Here is a 16,240-nt window from a genome sequence, read left to right as displayed (position 1 = left end):
CTGCAATCAGGACTGTTCTCCGAAAAATCGACTCCATGCCCCCCAAACTCATCGCTTTCCACCTCCCTCAGTTCCACCCCATTCCAGAGAACGATGCCTGGTGGGGCAAGGGCTTCACCGAGTGGACGAATGTCACCAAGGCCGTCCCGCGTTTTCCGGGCCATCATCAACCGCAGTTGCCTGCAGATCTCGGGTTCTACGACCTGCGCCTGCCCGAAGCGCGCGCAGCTCAGGCGGAACTCGCGCGCGAGCATGGTATCCACGGGTTTTGCTACTACCACTACTGGTTCAACGGCAAACGCCTGCTGGAACGCCCATTCGAGGAAATCCTCGCGTCGGGCGAACCGGACTTCCCGTTCTGCCTGTGCTGGGCGAACGAGAACTGGACGCGGCGCTGGGATGGCGCGGAACAGGAGGTCCTGATCGGGCAGAACTACAACGATGATGACGACCGCGAACACATCCGCTACCTGATCACGGCGTTCAGAGATCCGCGCTACATCCGGATAGACGGCAAGCCGCTGATCCTGATCTACCGTGCCCGCCACCTACCCGACCCGCAGCGCACGCTTTCCATCTGGCGCAATGAAGCGCGCAAGGCCGGCATCGGCGAACTCTTCGTCTGCCGGGTGGAGAACTTCTTCAACGAGCGCGACAACCCTCACGCGCTCGGATTCGACGCTTCGGTCGATTTCCAGCCAGACTGGATGGCAATTACTGACGACAACCCGAGCGTCGTGCTGCCGGATGGCCACTTCGTCGTCGATTACCGCGATCTGGTCGAAACCGAACTCGCCCGGCCCGAGGTTCCGCATCTGCGCTTCCCCGGCGTCACGCCGTCATGGGACAACTCTGCCCGCCGCAGGAAGAACGCCTTCATCATCGCCGACAGTTCGCCCGAGGCCTATGAGCACTGGCTGACCGAGACCTTGCGCAGCGTCGCGGCACGCCCCGAAAGCCAGCAGCTCGTGTTCATCAACGCCTGGAACGAATGGGCCGAGGGTAACCACCTCGAACCCGATCAGCGCTTCGGTCGCGGCTACCTCGAGGCAACGCGGCGGGCGCTGGCCTCAGCGCTTGCCACCGACAGCCTCAAGTCACCGCCCTTGGTAGACGCGCTCGATCACCAAGGATTCGTCCCGCGTGAAGCCTACGCGAAATGGAAGGCCGGTCTGAAAATCGGCAAGCCGGCTGCGCGCCTGCATGACCTGCACTTGGCCTCGGTTACGCCGCCACCGATTCGGGTCGTGCTCGATGCAACGCGCTGCTCAGACGAAGCGCTGCAGAGATCGCTCAACGCCATCGCAGCACAACTCTACGAGCACTGGCATCTCGACGTGCTCTCCCGCCATCCGGCGCCGCAAATCGGCTCCGATCGACTCGATTGGCACACGCTTCCCCAGGAGGCGGCGGCAGCCGTCGCGCGAGGCATCATCGATACAGCTCAGGAGGACTGGGTCACCCTGTTGAACGGCGGCGACACACTCACGGAAGATGCCCTGCTGTTCGTAGCGCAAAGACTCATCGCAGCCCCGGACGCGACGCTCGTGTTCACCGATGGAGACGGACGGCATGGCGCTGACGGCCCCGTACGGACATGGCTGGCCCCCGGCTGCAATCCGGACTGGCTACGCTCAACCCTGACGGTAGGTGGCGCCGTTATCGGTCGCCGGACGCTGATGCTGGCGGCCCTCGACGACATTGGCGACTCGCCAACCGACGCGCTGGCGCTCGCCGCCATGCTGCGCGCGCTCGAGCGCGACGACGGCCGGGGCATCGAGCACATCGCGAACGTTGCCCTCGAGCGCCTGCTGCCCGATCAGTCGATACCACTGGGCTTTCGTGCGGAGTTGCTCCAGCAGCACCTGCAACGGCTCGGTCTGAAGGCACACATCGAACACGGCCTGTTCGAAGACAGCGTTCGTATCCGCTACGAGCACGACGCGCATCCCGTTCGAGTCACCGTAGTGATCCCCACCGTAACGGACCGGGCCAGCATTCTGCGCTCGATCGAGGGCATCCTGAGCCATGCCTCGAGTGCACCTGCAGACATCATGCTGCCCCTGGCCCCGTCGGCGCAGCCCGAGGTACGTCGATGCCTCGATGAACTGGCTGCGCTGGGGTCTCCAAGCATCCGGGTCGTCGAGGTGGCAAGCGACTCGCCCGCCGCCATAGCCAACGCACTGTGGACCGCAGCAGATGCCGACCTGATCCTGTTTCTCGGCGAGGGCCTCATTCCGCTTGACGCCGAATGGCTCGACGGTCTGACCCGTCATGCCCTGCGCCCGGAGATCGGCGCAGTCGGCGGTCGCGTCCTGGCTACCGACGGATCGCTGTGCGATGGTTTGATCCGACTCGGACAAATGGGCGTCGCCGCTTCGCCCTTCCAGGGGGTTTCCGCTGCCCACACCGGCAACGGTGCCGAACTGCAACTCGAGCAGAACTGCTCGGCCATCACCATGCGATGCCTGATGATTCGCCGCGATCTGCTTATCGACATCGGCGGTTTCGCAGCCGGTCGCTACCCGGACGTGCACGCCGACATCGACCTTTGCCTTAGACTTGCCCGCAGCGGGCGGCGCAACCTGTGGACGCCGTTCTCAACCGTCATTTCGGTCAGTACTGTGCCGCGCCCTTCGTTCCGTCCTCCACGAGCAGCCGATGCCGCGCTGCTGGACGATTGGCTTGGCGAGTTGCCGGCAGACCCGTACTTCAACCAACAACTCACCCGCCACCTCAATCGACCACGGCTCCAGACCGACGCTGCGCTCGCGCGCGACCCGCTGCCGTGGCATCCAGTACCACGTATCTATGCTCAGCCCGCCGACACCACAGGTTGCGGGGAGATGCGCATCCTCACGCCCTTGCGTGCATTGACCCGGTCTACCCTGGTCCAGGGCGCAGCCGGCACACGCTTCCTTGGCCCCTGGGACTTGGCGGCACTCGCCCCCGACACGCTGGTCACCCAACGCATCTTCAGCGACCTTGGGCTGGAATGGCTGCAGTCGTACCGACGTCACGCGAAAAGCCTGATCGTCTACGAACTGGACGACCTGCTGACACGCATTCCGCGCGAGAATGACAACGCTAGGGAGTTCCCCGCCGACATCGAGGCACGCCTCGCCCGCGCAATCCGTCTGTGCGACCGGCTCGTCGTGTCAACCGCACCACTCGCAGCAGCCTTTGGTCGCTACGCCCAAGAGACCGTGGTTGCGCCGAACCTGCTCGATAACGCCGTCTGGGGGGCCGTGCAAGCCAAGCGCAGGGAAGGGGCTCGGCCAAGAGTCGGCTGGGCCGGCAGCAACAGCCACGGCGGCGATCTCAACCTGATCGAGGACGTCGTGAAAGCTCTTGCCGCCGAAGTCGACTGGATCTTCCTCGGCTACTGCCCAAACCTGCTCAAGCCCTATGTCCGCGAGTTCCACCCTCCGGTCGCGGTAAAGGATTACCCTGAGGCGCTCGCTTCGCTCGGCCTCGACGTTGCAATCGCGCCTCTTGCGGCCAACGCATTCAACGAAGCGAAGAGCAACCTCAAGCTGCTCGAATACGGCGCGCTGGGCTACGCCGTGGTTTGCAGCAACCTCCTGCCCTACCAGGGCAGACTTCCGGTCGTCCGGGTTGCAAACACCACCCAGCAGTGGGTCGCCGCGATACGACGCCTTGTGGCAGACGGCGCGGAACGGGAAGCGCTTGGCCGGGCGCTCCAGGCCGAGGTGCGCAGGGACTGGATGATCGATGCTCGCCTGCAGGACTGGCTGGCGGCGTGGACGCGCTGATCAGTCCGTCACGTCAATATGACCAAGCGGCTGCCCACCCCTCGCCATCTCCAGGCCGTGGGCGAGTCGATCGGCAAAACGCCGGGTGTCGAACAGCGCGCAGTCGGCACGTTGTGCCCTGAGCCGTTGGCGGAGCCTCCCCAGCCTTTGCCGGTCGGAAAGGAGTGCAAGCGCCAGTGCCTCATAACCGGCCTCGCTGTCGACGACGAGTTCGGCCATGCCCGCAGCCTCTACTATGCTGGCAGACACGCGCGACACGAACGAGTCTCCACGACAGGCGAGCTGCGGGACGCCCGCCCACAAGGCATCGCTCGCCGTGGTGTGCGCACCCACCGGAAAGGTGTCGAGGGCGAGATCGGCCGCGGACAACCGGCCGAGATGGTCGGCCATCGGCAATCGTGGCGCCCAGATCAACCGCTCTGGCAATATACCGGCAGCAAGTGCGGCGTCGAGCAGGCGCAGGCGAACCTGCTCTGGAGGAACCAGAAGCCAGAGCACTGCGTCAGGCACCTTATCGAGAAGGCGCAACCAGAGCGAGAAGACTTCGCGCGTTATCTTGTAAGGTTGATGCATTGCTGCGAGCACCAGCGCCCCCTCGGGGAGACCAAGCGCATTACGTGCCGGCGTTTTTGCCACCGCGCGCAGGGCGTCGTTTGGCTGATAGCAGCCCGGCAGTCGAAGAATGCGTTCGCTGTACGCGCCCTCTGCGCCGTGCGGGATGGTGACTGAATCGGCAATGATGTAATCGATCCAGGGCGCACCCATCGTCCCGGGAAAGCCGAGCCACTGCATCTGCAAGGGCGCCGGCCTGTGCGCCAGAATCCCCCCGCGGTACCCCTGAGTCCACCCTTTCAGGTCAATCGCGATATCGATTCGATCATCTGCGATGCGCTGAGCCGCGTCACGGTCGGACATATCCCGCAGCACCACCCAATTCGTTACTGCCCGCCGCAGACGGTCGCTGTAAGCGTCCTCGACAGCCGGACCGTAATCGTAGGCAAACACCACGACACGCTCGGGGCTGAGCGCCTCAAGCACGCCCACCAGAAGATGCGCCGTCGCATGATCCCTGAAGTCGGCGGACAACAGGCCCAGTCGCAATGGCCCACGAGCGGACGCGGCGCCTGTTCGCGCCACAGCTACCCTCGCCACATACTGCGCCGCAAAATGCTCGGCGACAACGCGCTGGTCTACCGGGCCCGTACCTGGCGTGGCAAGGTAGGCAAACGGCGACGGTAGCACATGCGCCTGACTTTGCAGACCCTCACCGAATTGCTGGAAGAACGCGGCTTCGATCAGCTCAGCCCCGTCCCAGTCGGCAAGCTGCCGGCAAGCATGCGCCGCCTGCAGCATCCAGTCGATTCTCGGCTCGCGCTTGATTGCCTCTATCAAGGCCTCACGCGCGGTCTCGTTGTCACCGAGATCAGCGCTGGTACATCCCAGGTTGTAGTACGGGTCCGGGAACGCAGGATCACACTCGATCGCCCTCAGCAACATGGTTCTCGCCTGCATCAGCTGTCCGGCGTCGCGCAGCGCCACCGCCGCATTGTTGCAGGCCTGCGCCCACTCGGGAGCCAGGCTCGCAGCGCGCAGTCCAGCTTCCACTGCATCCTGAAACCGCCCCGCCCCCCTCAACGCAACCGACAGATTGGACCAGGCGACCGCATCGCCAGGCACTGACTTCACCGCGGCGTCCAGAAGCACGAGCGCCTCATCGATCAGCCCTTGCTGCAGCACGATGCCGCCAAGCATTGCCGCCGCACCCGCGTCCGCAGGCAAACGCTCGAGGTTGACCCGGCAGAAAAGTGCCGCACGGTCGAGGTCGCCGAGCTCGGCCAGCAGTTCACGGCACAGGCGCGCGAGTTCGGCATCAGATGGGGCGAAATCGAAGGCCCGCCAGAAATGGTCCAGCGCTTCGGCACGCTGGCCAACCTGCAGCAGGACACACCCGAGATTGTGGTTGAACGCCGAACTGACAGGCTGTAACACCAACGCCCTCCGATGGGCGTCCAATGCATCCTCGAACAACCCGCACGATGCGAGCGCATTCCCAAGGTTGCTCCAGGCCTGTGCGTCGGATGGCGCCAGGCGGACGGCAATCCTAAGCGCGGCCACGGCCTCCTCACTTCGACCGGCAAGCTGCAGCGCGCAGCCATGGAGCTTGTGGACAACCTGATGTCGCGGATGCCTGGCACCGAGTTCTGCCGCCAGTGCAATCGTCCGATCGTAACGCCCCTGTGAAAAGAGGCTGGCGGCCTGACTCAATAATTCCTGATCACGAGCCGATAAAGGAAGCTGGACCTTCATTCACACCCTCTGTCACATGGAAGCAAGCCGGCCCGCATCTTAACCGCCCGCCTCCGCGACCAGTGCAGCAAGCAGCCCCGGCGAATATTCCTAAAGTTCAGCGAGGGCCGACCGTTAAAGGTTCCAAGAGTGCAGCTGGCAGGTTTCGCAGGCTGGCTCGCAGAGGACAACCCGGCCACCGCCGGAACATTTTTGATACTTCTCTAACGGAGAAAAATCATGTCACAAGTGATCAACACCAACGTTCAGTCGCTCAACGCCCAGCGCAACCTGAGCACCTCGGGCGGCTCGCTGGCCACCTCGCTGCAGCGCCTGTCGTCGGGTCTTCGCATCAACAGTGCCAAGGATGACGCCGCAGGCCTCGCGATTTCCGAGCGCTTCACCGCCCAGATCCGCGGCCTCGACCAGGCCCGCCGCAATGCCAACGACGGCATCTCGCTTGCGCAGACCGCCGAAGGCGCCCTGCAGTCCTCCGGCGACATCCTGCAGCGCATCCGCGAGCTGGCCGTGCAGTCGTCCAACGCGACCAACTCCGCCTCCGACCGCCAGGCGCTCAACGCCGAAGTCAACCAGCTCACGTCCGAGCTCGACCGCATCGCCAAGACCACCGAGTTCAACGGCTCCAAGCTGCTCGACGGCTCCTTCGGCAGCGCCACCTTCCAGGTCGGCGCCAACGCCGGCCAGTCGATCTCGGCCAGCACCGCCAACTTCTCCACCAGCCAGTACGGCAACTACCGGGTCGGCTCCAAGGTTGCGACGGACGCCGGCGCCAAGGGCGACCTGACCACCGGCAGCACGGCGAATGCGATCACCTCGAACGCGCAGGCGACAAGCAGCCGCGTCGTCGGCGGTGCCATCACCATCAGCGGCGCCACCGGATCGGCCACGGTCACGATCGCGGCCGGCGCGTCGGCCAAGAAGGCGGCAGAACAGATCAACGGCGAAACCGGTACCACTGGGGTCAAGGCCTCTGCCAAGACCGAGATCGACGTCACCTTAATGGCTGCGAATACGTCCTACAAGTTCGACGTCAGCTCGGACAACGCAACCGCGGTCACCATCTCCTTCACCCTGGGCGCAGCGGTGGACAAGGACGGCCTGGCCTCGGCAGTAAATGCCTTCAACGACGTCGCCTCCAAGACCGGCGTCACCGCACGCGTCAATGACGGCGGCGACGGCATCACGCTGCTCAATGCGAACGGCGAGAACATCACCATCGCCAATGCGGCAAGTGGTTCGGCGACGGCGACCATCGGCGGCGCATCCACCGCTGGAGGCGCGAGCGCGGTCGCCACCGGCCAGCTGGTCCTCGACTCGGAAAAGTCCTTCAGCATTGCGGCGGCGAACACGAGCGACTTCTTCACCGCAACAGCGGCTGCAGGTCAGTTGCAGAAGGTGAGCGATCTCGACGTGAGTTCGGTCGATGCAGCACAGCGGACGCTGGCGATGGTCGACTCTGCACTCGCCGCGGTGAACAGCCAACGTGCAAAATTCGGCGCCCTGCAGTCGCGCTTCGAGACCACGATCGCCAACCTGCAGACCAGCACCGAAAACCTGTCGGCCTCCCGCAGCCGTATCCGCGACACCGACTTTGCATCGGAAACCGCCAACCTGACCCGCGCGCAGATCCTGCAACAGGCTGGCACGGCGATGCTGTCCCAGGCCAACGCCCTGCCGCAGAACGTGCTTTCGCTGCTCCGGTAAGCGGTGTAGGCTAAGTCGCTTGGCACGGCGCGGGGTTCGCAAGGGCCCCGCGCCGTTACACCATGAGGGTGACCACAATGAACATCTCTTCGGTGAATACCTCGGTTCCGACCGAAAACCTGCTCCAGACCACATCCAGCGCCCGCAGTCCGTCGGCCGAACGAGCCGCCGCTACGGACCCAAGCAGCACGGCAAAAACAGGTGCAGCCGCCGCCGGGGCCCGTACAGAACAGAGCAAGCGCACCGCGGCCGAAGACGCCGCCGCAGCGCAGAAGCCCAGTTCGCTCGAGCAGGTCGAGCAGGCAATGGACGAAGTCCGCAAAGCGATTTCGCCTGTGGCACGCGACTTGCTTTTCTCTATCGACGAAGACACCGGCAGAACGATCGTCAAGGTCGTGGATGCCAGCACCGACGAAGTGATCCGTCAGATCCCTTCGGAGGAGATCATTTCCATCGCCAAGGCGCTGGATAAATTGCAGGGCCTGCTGGTCGAACAGAAGGCCTGACCCGAACAGCAGACAGGAGGTTCCGACATGGCAACGATCACGAGCGGTGGTTCGATCATCGACATCAACTCGATCGTGCGCGGTTTGATGTCGGTGGAAAGCCGCCCCCTGACCCTGCTGGCACAGCGCGAGGCGAGCCAGCAGGCCAAGCTGTCCGCCTTCGGCCAGATCAAGGGCGCATTGTCGTCCCTGCAGACCGCCACCGACGGGCTCAAGACCGCAACCAAGTTCTCTGCCACCAAGGCCAGTGTGGCCGGCGACGCCGGCTTCACTGCCAGTTCCGGTGCGGGCGCTGCAAACGCGAGCTATGCGGTGGACGTGCTGCAGATGGCCAAGATCCAGCGCGTTTCGACCCCCGTGGGCGGCAGCTTCACCCCCGCGGCAGGCAAACTCACCATCGAGTTCGGTACCGTCACGGACGCTGGCTCGGGCAAGTCCTTCACGAGCGACAGTCCCCCTCGCACTGCCAGCCTGGACTTCGAAGGCAGCACACTGGAAGAACTGCGCGATGCCATCAACGGCAACGCGGCGCTCGGCATCAAGGCCAATATCATCAACAACGGCACGGCCAAGCAGCTTGTCTTGAGCGGTACCGCCACGGGCGCCAACATGGCGTTCAAGCTGACGGGCGAGGACGGGCTCGAGGATCTGAGCTTTGACCCCGCCGCAACACCCCTGCCAGCCGACAAGATGTACTCGGTACAAGCGGCGCAGGATGCGCGCATCCGCGTCGATGGCATCGAAGTCACGCGCGGCAAGAACACGATCACCGACGTCATCGACAACGTGACGCTCACACTCATCAAGGAACCCGTCGCGCCGGCCGCAAGCCTGAGCGGGACCCTCTCGGTGAGCGAGGACCAAAGCGCGGCAAAAACTGCCGTCGAAGCTTTCGTCAAGGCCTACAACGATGTAGCGAGCACCCTGGCCAGCCTGACCGCTTACAACCCCGATAACAAGACCGGCGCCACACTCACGGGCGACTCCACTGCACGCAACATCCAGAGTCAGTTGCGCAACGCACTGGGCGCCTCGATCACTGGCCTGACGGGTGCGAATTCGCTGTCTCAGGTCGGCATCAGCTTCGACAAGGACGGCAAGCTCGCGCTCGACAGCACCAAGTTCACCGCCGCACTCAACGATACGAGCAAGGACGTTGCGGCCTTTTTCACTGGCAAGGACGGCGTAAAGGGTTTTGCCTCAAGCTTCAGTGCCCAGCTCGACGGACTCATTGCCCGCGACGGGCTGATCAACAGCCGCACCGAGGGCATCAACTCCACCATCAAGTCGCTGACGACGCAGTACGACACGATGGAGGCTCGCCTGGCGAAGATGGAAGAGCGTTATCGTAAGCAGTATTCCACCCTCGACACACTACTCAATGGCCTGACCCAGACCAGCACCTATCTCATGCAGCAACTGGCCAACCTGCCGTCCATCGGGCGATCCTAGCAATCGGAGCAAGATCTCCATGTTTGGTACTTCCTACCCCAATCGCGCCTCGGCCTATGCCCGCGTCGGCAATCAGACCAGCGTCGAGTCTGCTTCCCCGCACAAGCTCATCCTGATGCTGTACGACGGCGCCCTTCTGGCACTGGGCACCGCGACGGTGGCGATGCAGAACAAGGACATCCCGACCAAGGGCAAGTCCATTTCCAAAGCCATCGACATCATCATGAATGGCCTCAAGGTCAGTCTCGACATCGAGGCTGGCGGCGAGTTGGCGGAGCGTCTCGACGCCCTTTATGAGTACATGGCCGATCGCCTGCTGCACGGTAACCTTCACAACAACCAGGCGGCGATCGAAGAGGTCATCGGGCTGCTTGGCAGCCTGCGCGAAGCGTGGGCGGCGATCGAGTCGCAGGTTCAGGGATAGGAGCGGATCACAGCCATGCTTACGCTGGAGAACGCTCGCACCCTGCTTGAACTCTATCGGCGCATGGCGCTTGCCGCCGAGGCAGGCGAATGGGATGAGTTGGCCGAGCTCGTGCGCCAGTCTGGGGCGCTGCGTGTGGCGGCGGCGCCGGCCCTGCAGCCGCCTTCCCCGGACCAGGCGGCTGAGATCGAGATCGTGATCAAGCAGATTCTGGAACTCGACCACGGCATTCGCCTGCATGCCGAACCGGCACTCGAGAGCACGCGCAAGCTGCTGTCCAGTTCGGTCAAAGGCCGTGCGGTACGCAATGCCTATGGTGGCTGAAGGGCGCAGAGCACTCGAACCAGGCCCCTCCCGCCATGATCCCCGCTGACCTCGCCGCCCGCCTGCGGTTGCTCAACGAAGCGAGCTTCTTCAACTCCGAGCCGCCCGTACCGGGCCTGCAGCGCGCACGCGAGATCCAGTCGCAGTTGCCCGAGCTGGTGCCGGGGCAGCGTTTTTTCGCAACCCTTCAGCGCACGCTGCCGGACGGTACCTTCCGTGCGCTGGTCGCCGGCCAGCAGATGACGCTGGCGCTCAACACCGCGGCCAAGTCGGGCGACACACTGGAGCTCGAGGTATCGCAAGTGACGCCGCGTGCGGTGTTCGCACGCATCGTCGGCCAGGAGGCGGCGGCAACCGTCACGGCATCGGCCCAACCGGCACTGAGCCAGACCGGGCGCCTGATCAGCTTCCTGCTCACCGGCCAACCGGCAGCGCAGCCGGCAAGCCTTGCCGCCAACCAGCCCCTGCTTGCCGCCCCGCCCGCCAACGGCGCCCAACTGGCGCCGCTGCTGCGCCAGGCCTTGGGACAGAGCGGGCTGTTCTACGAATCCCACCAGGCCGACTGGGTGCTCGGCAGACGCGACACGGCCAGCCTGACGAGCGAGCCGCAGGGGCAGGCACAGACGCGTTCCACCGCGCCGGGTGCCTCCCAGGCCGCGACCGGGCAAGCGGTGCATCAGGGCGTCGCCAGCCCGAAGAGTGGTGCGCAGTCCGGTCAGCCCGCTGCTGCCGAAGGCAGTGAACGCGCAGCCCAAGCTCGCGGCGCTGCCTTGGCCGATGAGGCCGCGCCCGTGCGCACCGCGCCCATACCGGATCGTCTGATCCCCATTGTCCATCAGCAGCTCGACGCCCTGGCCACCCAGCAGTATGTCTGGCATGGCCAGGCATGGCCGGGCCAGGCGGTGGAATGGCGAATCGAGGACCCCGAGCGGGATGACGGCAGCGCCGAAGAGGAGACCGCCCACGGCTGGGACAGCACCCTGCGGCTGACCCTGCCCCGGCTCGGCGGTGTGGAGGCCCAGTTGCACCTGAGCGGGAAGCAGGTGGCCCTGCGCCTGCGCGCGGACGAGGCCGACACCCTCGTGGCACTCGACGCCGGTGCCGCAGCCCTGGCTTCGGCGCTGGAAGCCGTGGACCTGAGGTTGTCGGGCCTGATCGTCGAGCCAAGCCATGACTGACGCCCGCCCCGCCACCCGCAACGAAGCCGTCGCCCTTGCCTACACGGCCGGCGAGACGGCGCCGCGCGTGGTCGCCAAGGGCAAGGGCGTGCTGGCGCAGGAGATCATCGACCGCGCACGCGAGGCCGGGGTATTCGTGCATGAATCCCCCGAGCTGGTGAGCCTGCTCATGCAGGTGGACCTTGACGCGCGCATCCCGCCCCAGCTCTACATTGCCGTAGCCGAGCTGCTGGCGTGGCTGTACCGGATCGAACAGGGGGCCGACGCCGGCCCACCGCCGCACAACCTTGACCTGCCCGAGAGCCTGCGGCCACGCAGCGCCGACGCCGAGACAGGCGCCTGAAGCCGTTCGCGCGGCCGCCGGCCATGGTCTCCACTGTCGTGATATAAGGATGCGGAACTCCAGCAAACAGACTGGGCACACTGGCACAGCGCCACACAAGATGCAGATCGAACAACAAGACACCCGCGTCGAGTTGGTGTACGGGGAAGACGAAGCCAAGTACCTCCTGCGCGACGCCGCCGAGATAAAGGCGCTCTTCCGCGCCCTGCTCGGCCATCGCGGCCTGCTCGGGGCACGCTCGATCCCCGGCGGGCACAACTTCATCACCGCACTGATCGAAGCCGACGAGCAGCGCGGCATCCTCCTCGACGCCAGCACCGACCCCCTGCAGAACGAGCGCATCGCGCAGTCCAATGCGCTGGACTGCGTCACCCAGCTCGACCGCGTGCGCATCCAGTTCCTGCTCGAGAACCATGCACTGGTGGTCGAGGACGGCAAGGCGGGCTTTCGAGCGCCCTTCCCGCATACCGTCCTGCGCCTGCAACGGCGCGAATTCTTCCGCCTGCAGACGCCGTCGACATCCGCACGCAAGGTGGTATGCAGGTTTCCGCTGCCGCTGGGAAACGGGCGCACGCACGAGGTCGAGCTGAGCATCCTGGACATCAGCCGCGGTGGCGTTGCGATCGCCGTGCCCCCCGGGGGCGTTGCGCTCGAGCAAGGCGCAGTATTCGAAGACTGCACCCTGTTGCTGCCCGACACGCCGCCGGTCAGCACCAGGCTGACCATTCGCAACCTGTTCCGTATCACACGGCCAAACGGTGTCGAGTTGTTGCGCATCGGCTGCGCCTTCGCCGACCTGTCGGCCAGCGCCGGAGACGCAATCCAGCGCTACGTCCTGCGCATGGAAAGAGAGCGCAACGCGCGCGAACGGGGGCTGATTTGAACATCGATCACAGCCCCGAGCACCAGGAGGTCCCCCCGGACCAACCCGTCCAGGATACGGCTGGCCTCGACCGCTACATTCTGCGCGGACGCCGGCAGATCATCCAGATCCTGCAGGAGATGATCGACGACCGCTGCCTGATGTCCGCGCACATCCGGGGCGGTCTCTCGTATGTCAGTACCGTGCTTGCAGTCGAGCCCGAGCAGAACGCCATCCTGCTCGACGCAAGCCCCAACCCGAGCACCCATGCACGGGCACTCGAGGCCACACAACTGTTGTGCACCTCGCAACTCAACCGCATCCGCGTGCAGTTCTCGGTCGAGGGGATCAGACAGGTATCGATCGACGGCCGCCCGGCGCTGCGCGCCAGTATCCCCACCGAAATCCTGCGCCTGCAACGCAGGGAGTTCTTCCGCCTGCAGGTGCCGATTGCGCACGGCATCGCAATCACGCTCCCGCCCGCGGCGGGCAGCAAGGGCCCAGGGTGCGAGGCACGCGTGATCGACCTGAGCTGCAACGGTGCCGCAGTGCTAGTGCCACCCGGCGTGCGTACGCTGACGATCGGCGAAGTCGTGCCCGGCTGTACGCTGCGCCTGATCGACCAGGAGCCGCTCTCCCTGGCCCTCGAAGTGCGCAACATCAACCGCCAGACAAAACCCAACGGAACGGAACAGCTGCGCATCGGACTGCGCTTCGAGTCCATGCCCCGAAGCGCGGAGACGCGCATCCAGCGCTACATCTTCAACACCGAACGTGAGATCAACGCCCGCACGCTCGGCGGGCTTTAGGCTGGAGCGAAGCATCCGCGGAACAGCGACGCAGTGACGGGCTTGCGCCGGCCGGCGCGCAAAGGAACGTGACATGAGGACCGAACCCCTACCGATCCGCCCCTCCGCCTGCGAAACCGAACAACGCACCCGGCATCCGCACGATTTCGGCCAGGGGGAAAAGCAACGTGCGGAGACACGAGCCCTGTGGGTCACGCTGCTCACTCTGGCAACCATGGTGGCCGAGGTCATCGGGGGCTGGATCACCGGATCGATGGCGCTGCTGGCCGACGGCATCCACATGGGCGGCCATGCGCTCGCCCTGGGGTTGGCAACAGCCGCCTACTATCTTGCCCGTCGCCATGCCAACGATCGACGGCTAAGCCTGGGCAGCGGCAAGATCGGCGACCTGGCGGCCTACACCAGCGCACTCTTCCTCGGTGCAAGCACCCTGTGGCTGGTGGTGGAGTCCATTCAGCGCCTGCTGCATCCGCAACCGCTGTTGGCGGTCGAGGCAATGACGGTGGCCGTCGCCGGCCTGGCCGTCAATCTGCTTTCAGCATGGCTGCTGGCCGATGGACATGGACATGCGCATGGACACCCGCACCATCATCATGACGACGACCAGTGCGACTCGCACCGGCACACCCACGCCCACGGTCCAGACCATGCCGCGTCGGAGCATGTCCCTCGCCAGGACAACAACCTCCGGGCTGCGCTGGTGCACGTCATCGCCGATGCGGTGACATCGGTGGCTGCGATCGTAGGTCTGCTTGCAGCCTGGATGTGGGGCTGGCAGTGGCTGGATCCGTTGATCGCACTCGTGGCCTCGCTGGTGATCCTGCGCTGGGCGTATGGCCTGCTTCGCCAGACGGGCGCAGTGCTGCTCGACGCGGAAGGCCCGAACGGACTCCGCGAGCAGGTACGCGACAGGCTGGAGGCAGTCGCCGGCACGCGCGTGGTCGACCTGCATCTCTGGTCCGTTGGGCAAGGCGCGTGGACACTGGTGGCCAGCGTCGTCAGCCACGCTCCAGCCTCGCCAGCAGACTACCGGGCCCGCCTGCTAGACCTCAAGGACATTCACCATCCGATCATTGAGGTACAGCAGTGCAGCACTTGCGAATGGCCTGTTGTCCCCACCAAGAGGAGCACCATTCCATGACCACACGTCGGGAGTACGACAGCTTCGGCCCGATTGACGTCCCTGCCGCCCGCCTCTGGGGCGCGCAAACCCAGCGCTCGCTGCTCAACTTCGCCATCTCCACGGAGCGCCAGTCAGTCGAGCTCATCCACGCCCTCGTCCTGGTCAAGCGTGCCGCCGTACACGTCAACCACAGCCTCGGCCTGCTGCCGGCCGACAAGACGCAGGCCATCATCGCGGCAGCGGACGAGGTGCTCGCCGGCCTGCATCCGGACGAGTTCCCGTTGGCGGTCTGGCAGACCGGCTCCGGCACGCAGACCAACATGAACGTCAACGAAGTCCTCGCCAACCGCGCCAGCGAACTGCTGGGGGGCGAGCGCGGCGAGAAGCGCCTCGTCCACCCCAACGACGATGTCAACCGCAGCCAGTCGAGCAACGATGTCTTTCCGACCGCCATGCACGTCGCCGCTACCCTTGCCATCAGCCTGAAGCTGCTGCCCGCGTTGTCCAGGCTGCACACCACACTGGAGGCGAAGTCCCGTGCCTTCGCCGACGTCGTCAAGATCGGTCGCACCCATCTCCAGGACGCCACCCCACTCACCCTTGGCCAGGAAATCTCCGGCTGGGCCGCTCAACTGGCGCATGGAGAACGCCACCTGCGCGCAGCGCTTCCGCACCTGAGCGAACTCGCCCTGGGCGGGACTGCGGTGGGAACCGGGCTGAACGCGCCGAAAGGCTACGCCGAGGCCGTTGCCAGAGAAATCACCCGCCTGTCCGGCCATGCCTTCGTCACCGCACCCAGCAAGTTCGAGGCCCTGGCAAGCTGCGATGCGCTGGTGCACGCCCACGGCGCCCTCAAGACCCTCGCCGCCAGCCTCATGAAGATCGCCAACGATGTGCGCTGGTTGGCCAGCGGCCCGCGCAGCGGCCTCGGCGAGATCGCCATCCCAGAGAACGAGCCCGGCTCGTCGATCATGCCAGGCAAGGTCAACCCGACGCAGAGCGAAGCCGTCACGATGCTCGCTGCGCAGGTCATGGGTAACGACGTCGCCATCAACATCGGCGGCGCCTCGGGCAACTTCGAGTTGAATGTCTTCCGTCCGATGGTCATCCACAACTTCCTGCAAAGCGTGCGCCTGCTCGCCGACGGCATGAACAGCTTCAATGACCACTGCGCCGTCGGCATCGAAGCGAACCGTGCGCGCATCACCGAACTGGTGGAGCGCTCGCTGATGCTGGTCACCGCACTCAATCCTCACATCGGCTACGACAAGGCCGCCCAGATCGCCAAGAAAGCCCACAAGGAGGGCAGCAGCCTGCGCGAAGCGGCGCTGGCGCTGGGCTACCTCTCCGCGGACGACTTCGACCGTTGGGTCGACCCGACCAGAATGATCGGCTGAGCAGGGATCACCGCCGGCAGAACGACGCGCGCAAT

The 16,240-nt window shown here is 65.1% G+C and carries 13 protein-coding genes; 12 read left to right on the top strand and 1 reads right to left on the bottom strand.

From position 1 onward, the window contains the following. Nucleotides 1-35: 35 nt before the first annotated feature. Nucleotides 36-3,776 carry a glycoside hydrolase family 99-like domain-containing protein gene (locus C662_RS19865; protein ID WP_002924147.1) on the top strand — a complete coding sequence of 1,247 codons (3,741 nt, stop codon included), beginning with the start codon at nucleotides 36-38 and terminating at the stop codon, nucleotides 3,774-3,776. Here the strand turns inward: C662_RS19865 and C662_RS01895 are convergent, their stop codons facing one another. Beyond that, nucleotides 3,777-6,083, bottom strand: coding sequence for a tetratricopeptide repeat protein (locus C662_RS01895; protein WP_002924145.1), 2,307 nt, complete (start codon nucleotides 6,081-6,083; stop codon nucleotides 3,777-3,779). A 219-nt stretch (nucleotides 6,084-6,302) separates the two neighbouring features. Here C662_RS01895 and C662_RS01880 point away from each other — a divergent pair, with 219 nt between their 5' ends. The 11 genes from C662_RS01880 (at nucleotide 6,303) to fumC (ending at nucleotide 16,205) form a co-directional block, all read left to right on the top strand. After that, nucleotides 6,303-7,787, top strand: coding sequence for a flagellin (locus C662_RS01880; RefSeq protein WP_002924143.1), 1,485 nt, complete (start codon nucleotides 6,303-6,305; stop codon nucleotides 7,785-7,787). Between the two features lie 77 nt (nucleotides 7,788-7,864). Then, complete coding sequence (locus C662_RS01875) at nucleotides 7,865-8,293, top strand: flagellar protein FlaG (RefSeq protein ID WP_002924141.1); 429 nt, start codon at nucleotides 7,865-7,867, stop codon at nucleotides 8,291-8,293. Nucleotides 8,294-8,320: 27 nt separating this feature from the next. Beyond that, a complete protein-coding gene (gene fliD, locus C662_RS01870; protein ID WP_002924139.1) occupies nucleotides 8,321-9,745 on the top strand; it encodes a flagellar filament capping protein FliD in 1,425 nt (474 codons plus the stop codon). 19 nt (nucleotides 9,746-9,764) lie between these two features. After that, the gene (fliS, locus tag C662_RS01865; protein WP_002924137.1) at nucleotides 9,765-10,169 is read left to right on the top strand and encodes a flagellar export chaperone FliS; all 405 of its coding nucleotides are present in this window, start codon (nucleotides 9,765-9,767) and stop codon (nucleotides 10,167-10,169) included. A 15-nt stretch (nucleotides 10,170-10,184) separates the two neighbouring features. Continuing rightward, complete coding sequence (locus tag C662_RS01860) at nucleotides 10,185-10,493, top strand: flagellar protein FliT (RefSeq protein ID WP_002924134.1); 309 nt, start codon at nucleotides 10,185-10,187, stop codon at nucleotides 10,491-10,493. Nucleotides 10,494-10,528: 35 nt separating this feature from the next. Next, nucleotides 10,529-11,671: a flagellar hook-length control protein FliK gene (locus C662_RS01855; protein WP_002924133.1), complete on the top strand. Its 1,143-nt coding sequence runs from the start codon at nucleotides 10,529-10,531 to the stop codon at nucleotides 11,669-11,671. Next, nucleotides 11,664-12,014, top strand: coding sequence for an EscU/YscU/HrcU family type III secretion system export apparatus switch protein (locus tag C662_RS01850; RefSeq protein WP_002924132.1), 351 nt, complete (start codon nucleotides 11,664-11,666; stop codon nucleotides 12,012-12,014). Before C662_RS01855 ends, C662_RS01850 begins: the two co-directional genes overlap by 8 nt. Before the next feature lie 100 nt (nucleotides 12,015-12,114). Beyond that, a complete protein-coding gene (locus C662_RS01845; RefSeq protein WP_002924131.1) occupies nucleotides 12,115-12,897 on the top strand; it encodes a flagellar brake protein in 783 nt (260 codons plus the stop codon). After that, nucleotides 12,894-13,685, top strand: a complete 792-nt coding sequence (locus tag C662_RS01840; RefSeq protein ID WP_002924130.1) for a flagellar brake protein — start codon at nucleotides 12,894-12,896, stop codon at nucleotides 13,683-13,685. Before C662_RS01845 ends, C662_RS01840 begins: the two co-directional genes overlap by 4 nt. Nucleotides 13,686-13,758: 73 nt before the next feature. Further along, complete coding sequence (gene dmeF, locus C662_RS01835) at nucleotides 13,759-14,826, top strand: CDF family Co(II)/Ni(II) efflux transporter DmeF (RefSeq protein WP_002924128.1); 1,068 nt, start codon at nucleotides 13,759-13,761, stop codon at nucleotides 14,824-14,826. Continuing rightward, on the top strand, nucleotides 14,823-16,205 hold the full coding sequence (gene fumC, locus C662_RS01830) for a class II fumarate hydratase (protein ID WP_002924127.1): 1,383 nt from the start codon (nucleotides 14,823-14,825) through the stop codon (nucleotides 16,203-16,205). Before dmeF ends, fumC begins: the two co-directional genes overlap by 4 nt. The last annotated feature ends 35 nt before the right edge of the window (nucleotides 16,206-16,240 follow it).

The organism is Thauera sp. 28 (assembly GCF_000310145.2).
Classification (GTDB): domain Bacteria; phylum Pseudomonadota; class Gammaproteobacteria; order Burkholderiales; family Rhodocyclaceae; genus Thauera; species Thauera mechernichensis.
Note: the sequence above shows the minus strand (reverse complement) of the source record. Positions and strands in the feature narration are given on the sequence as shown.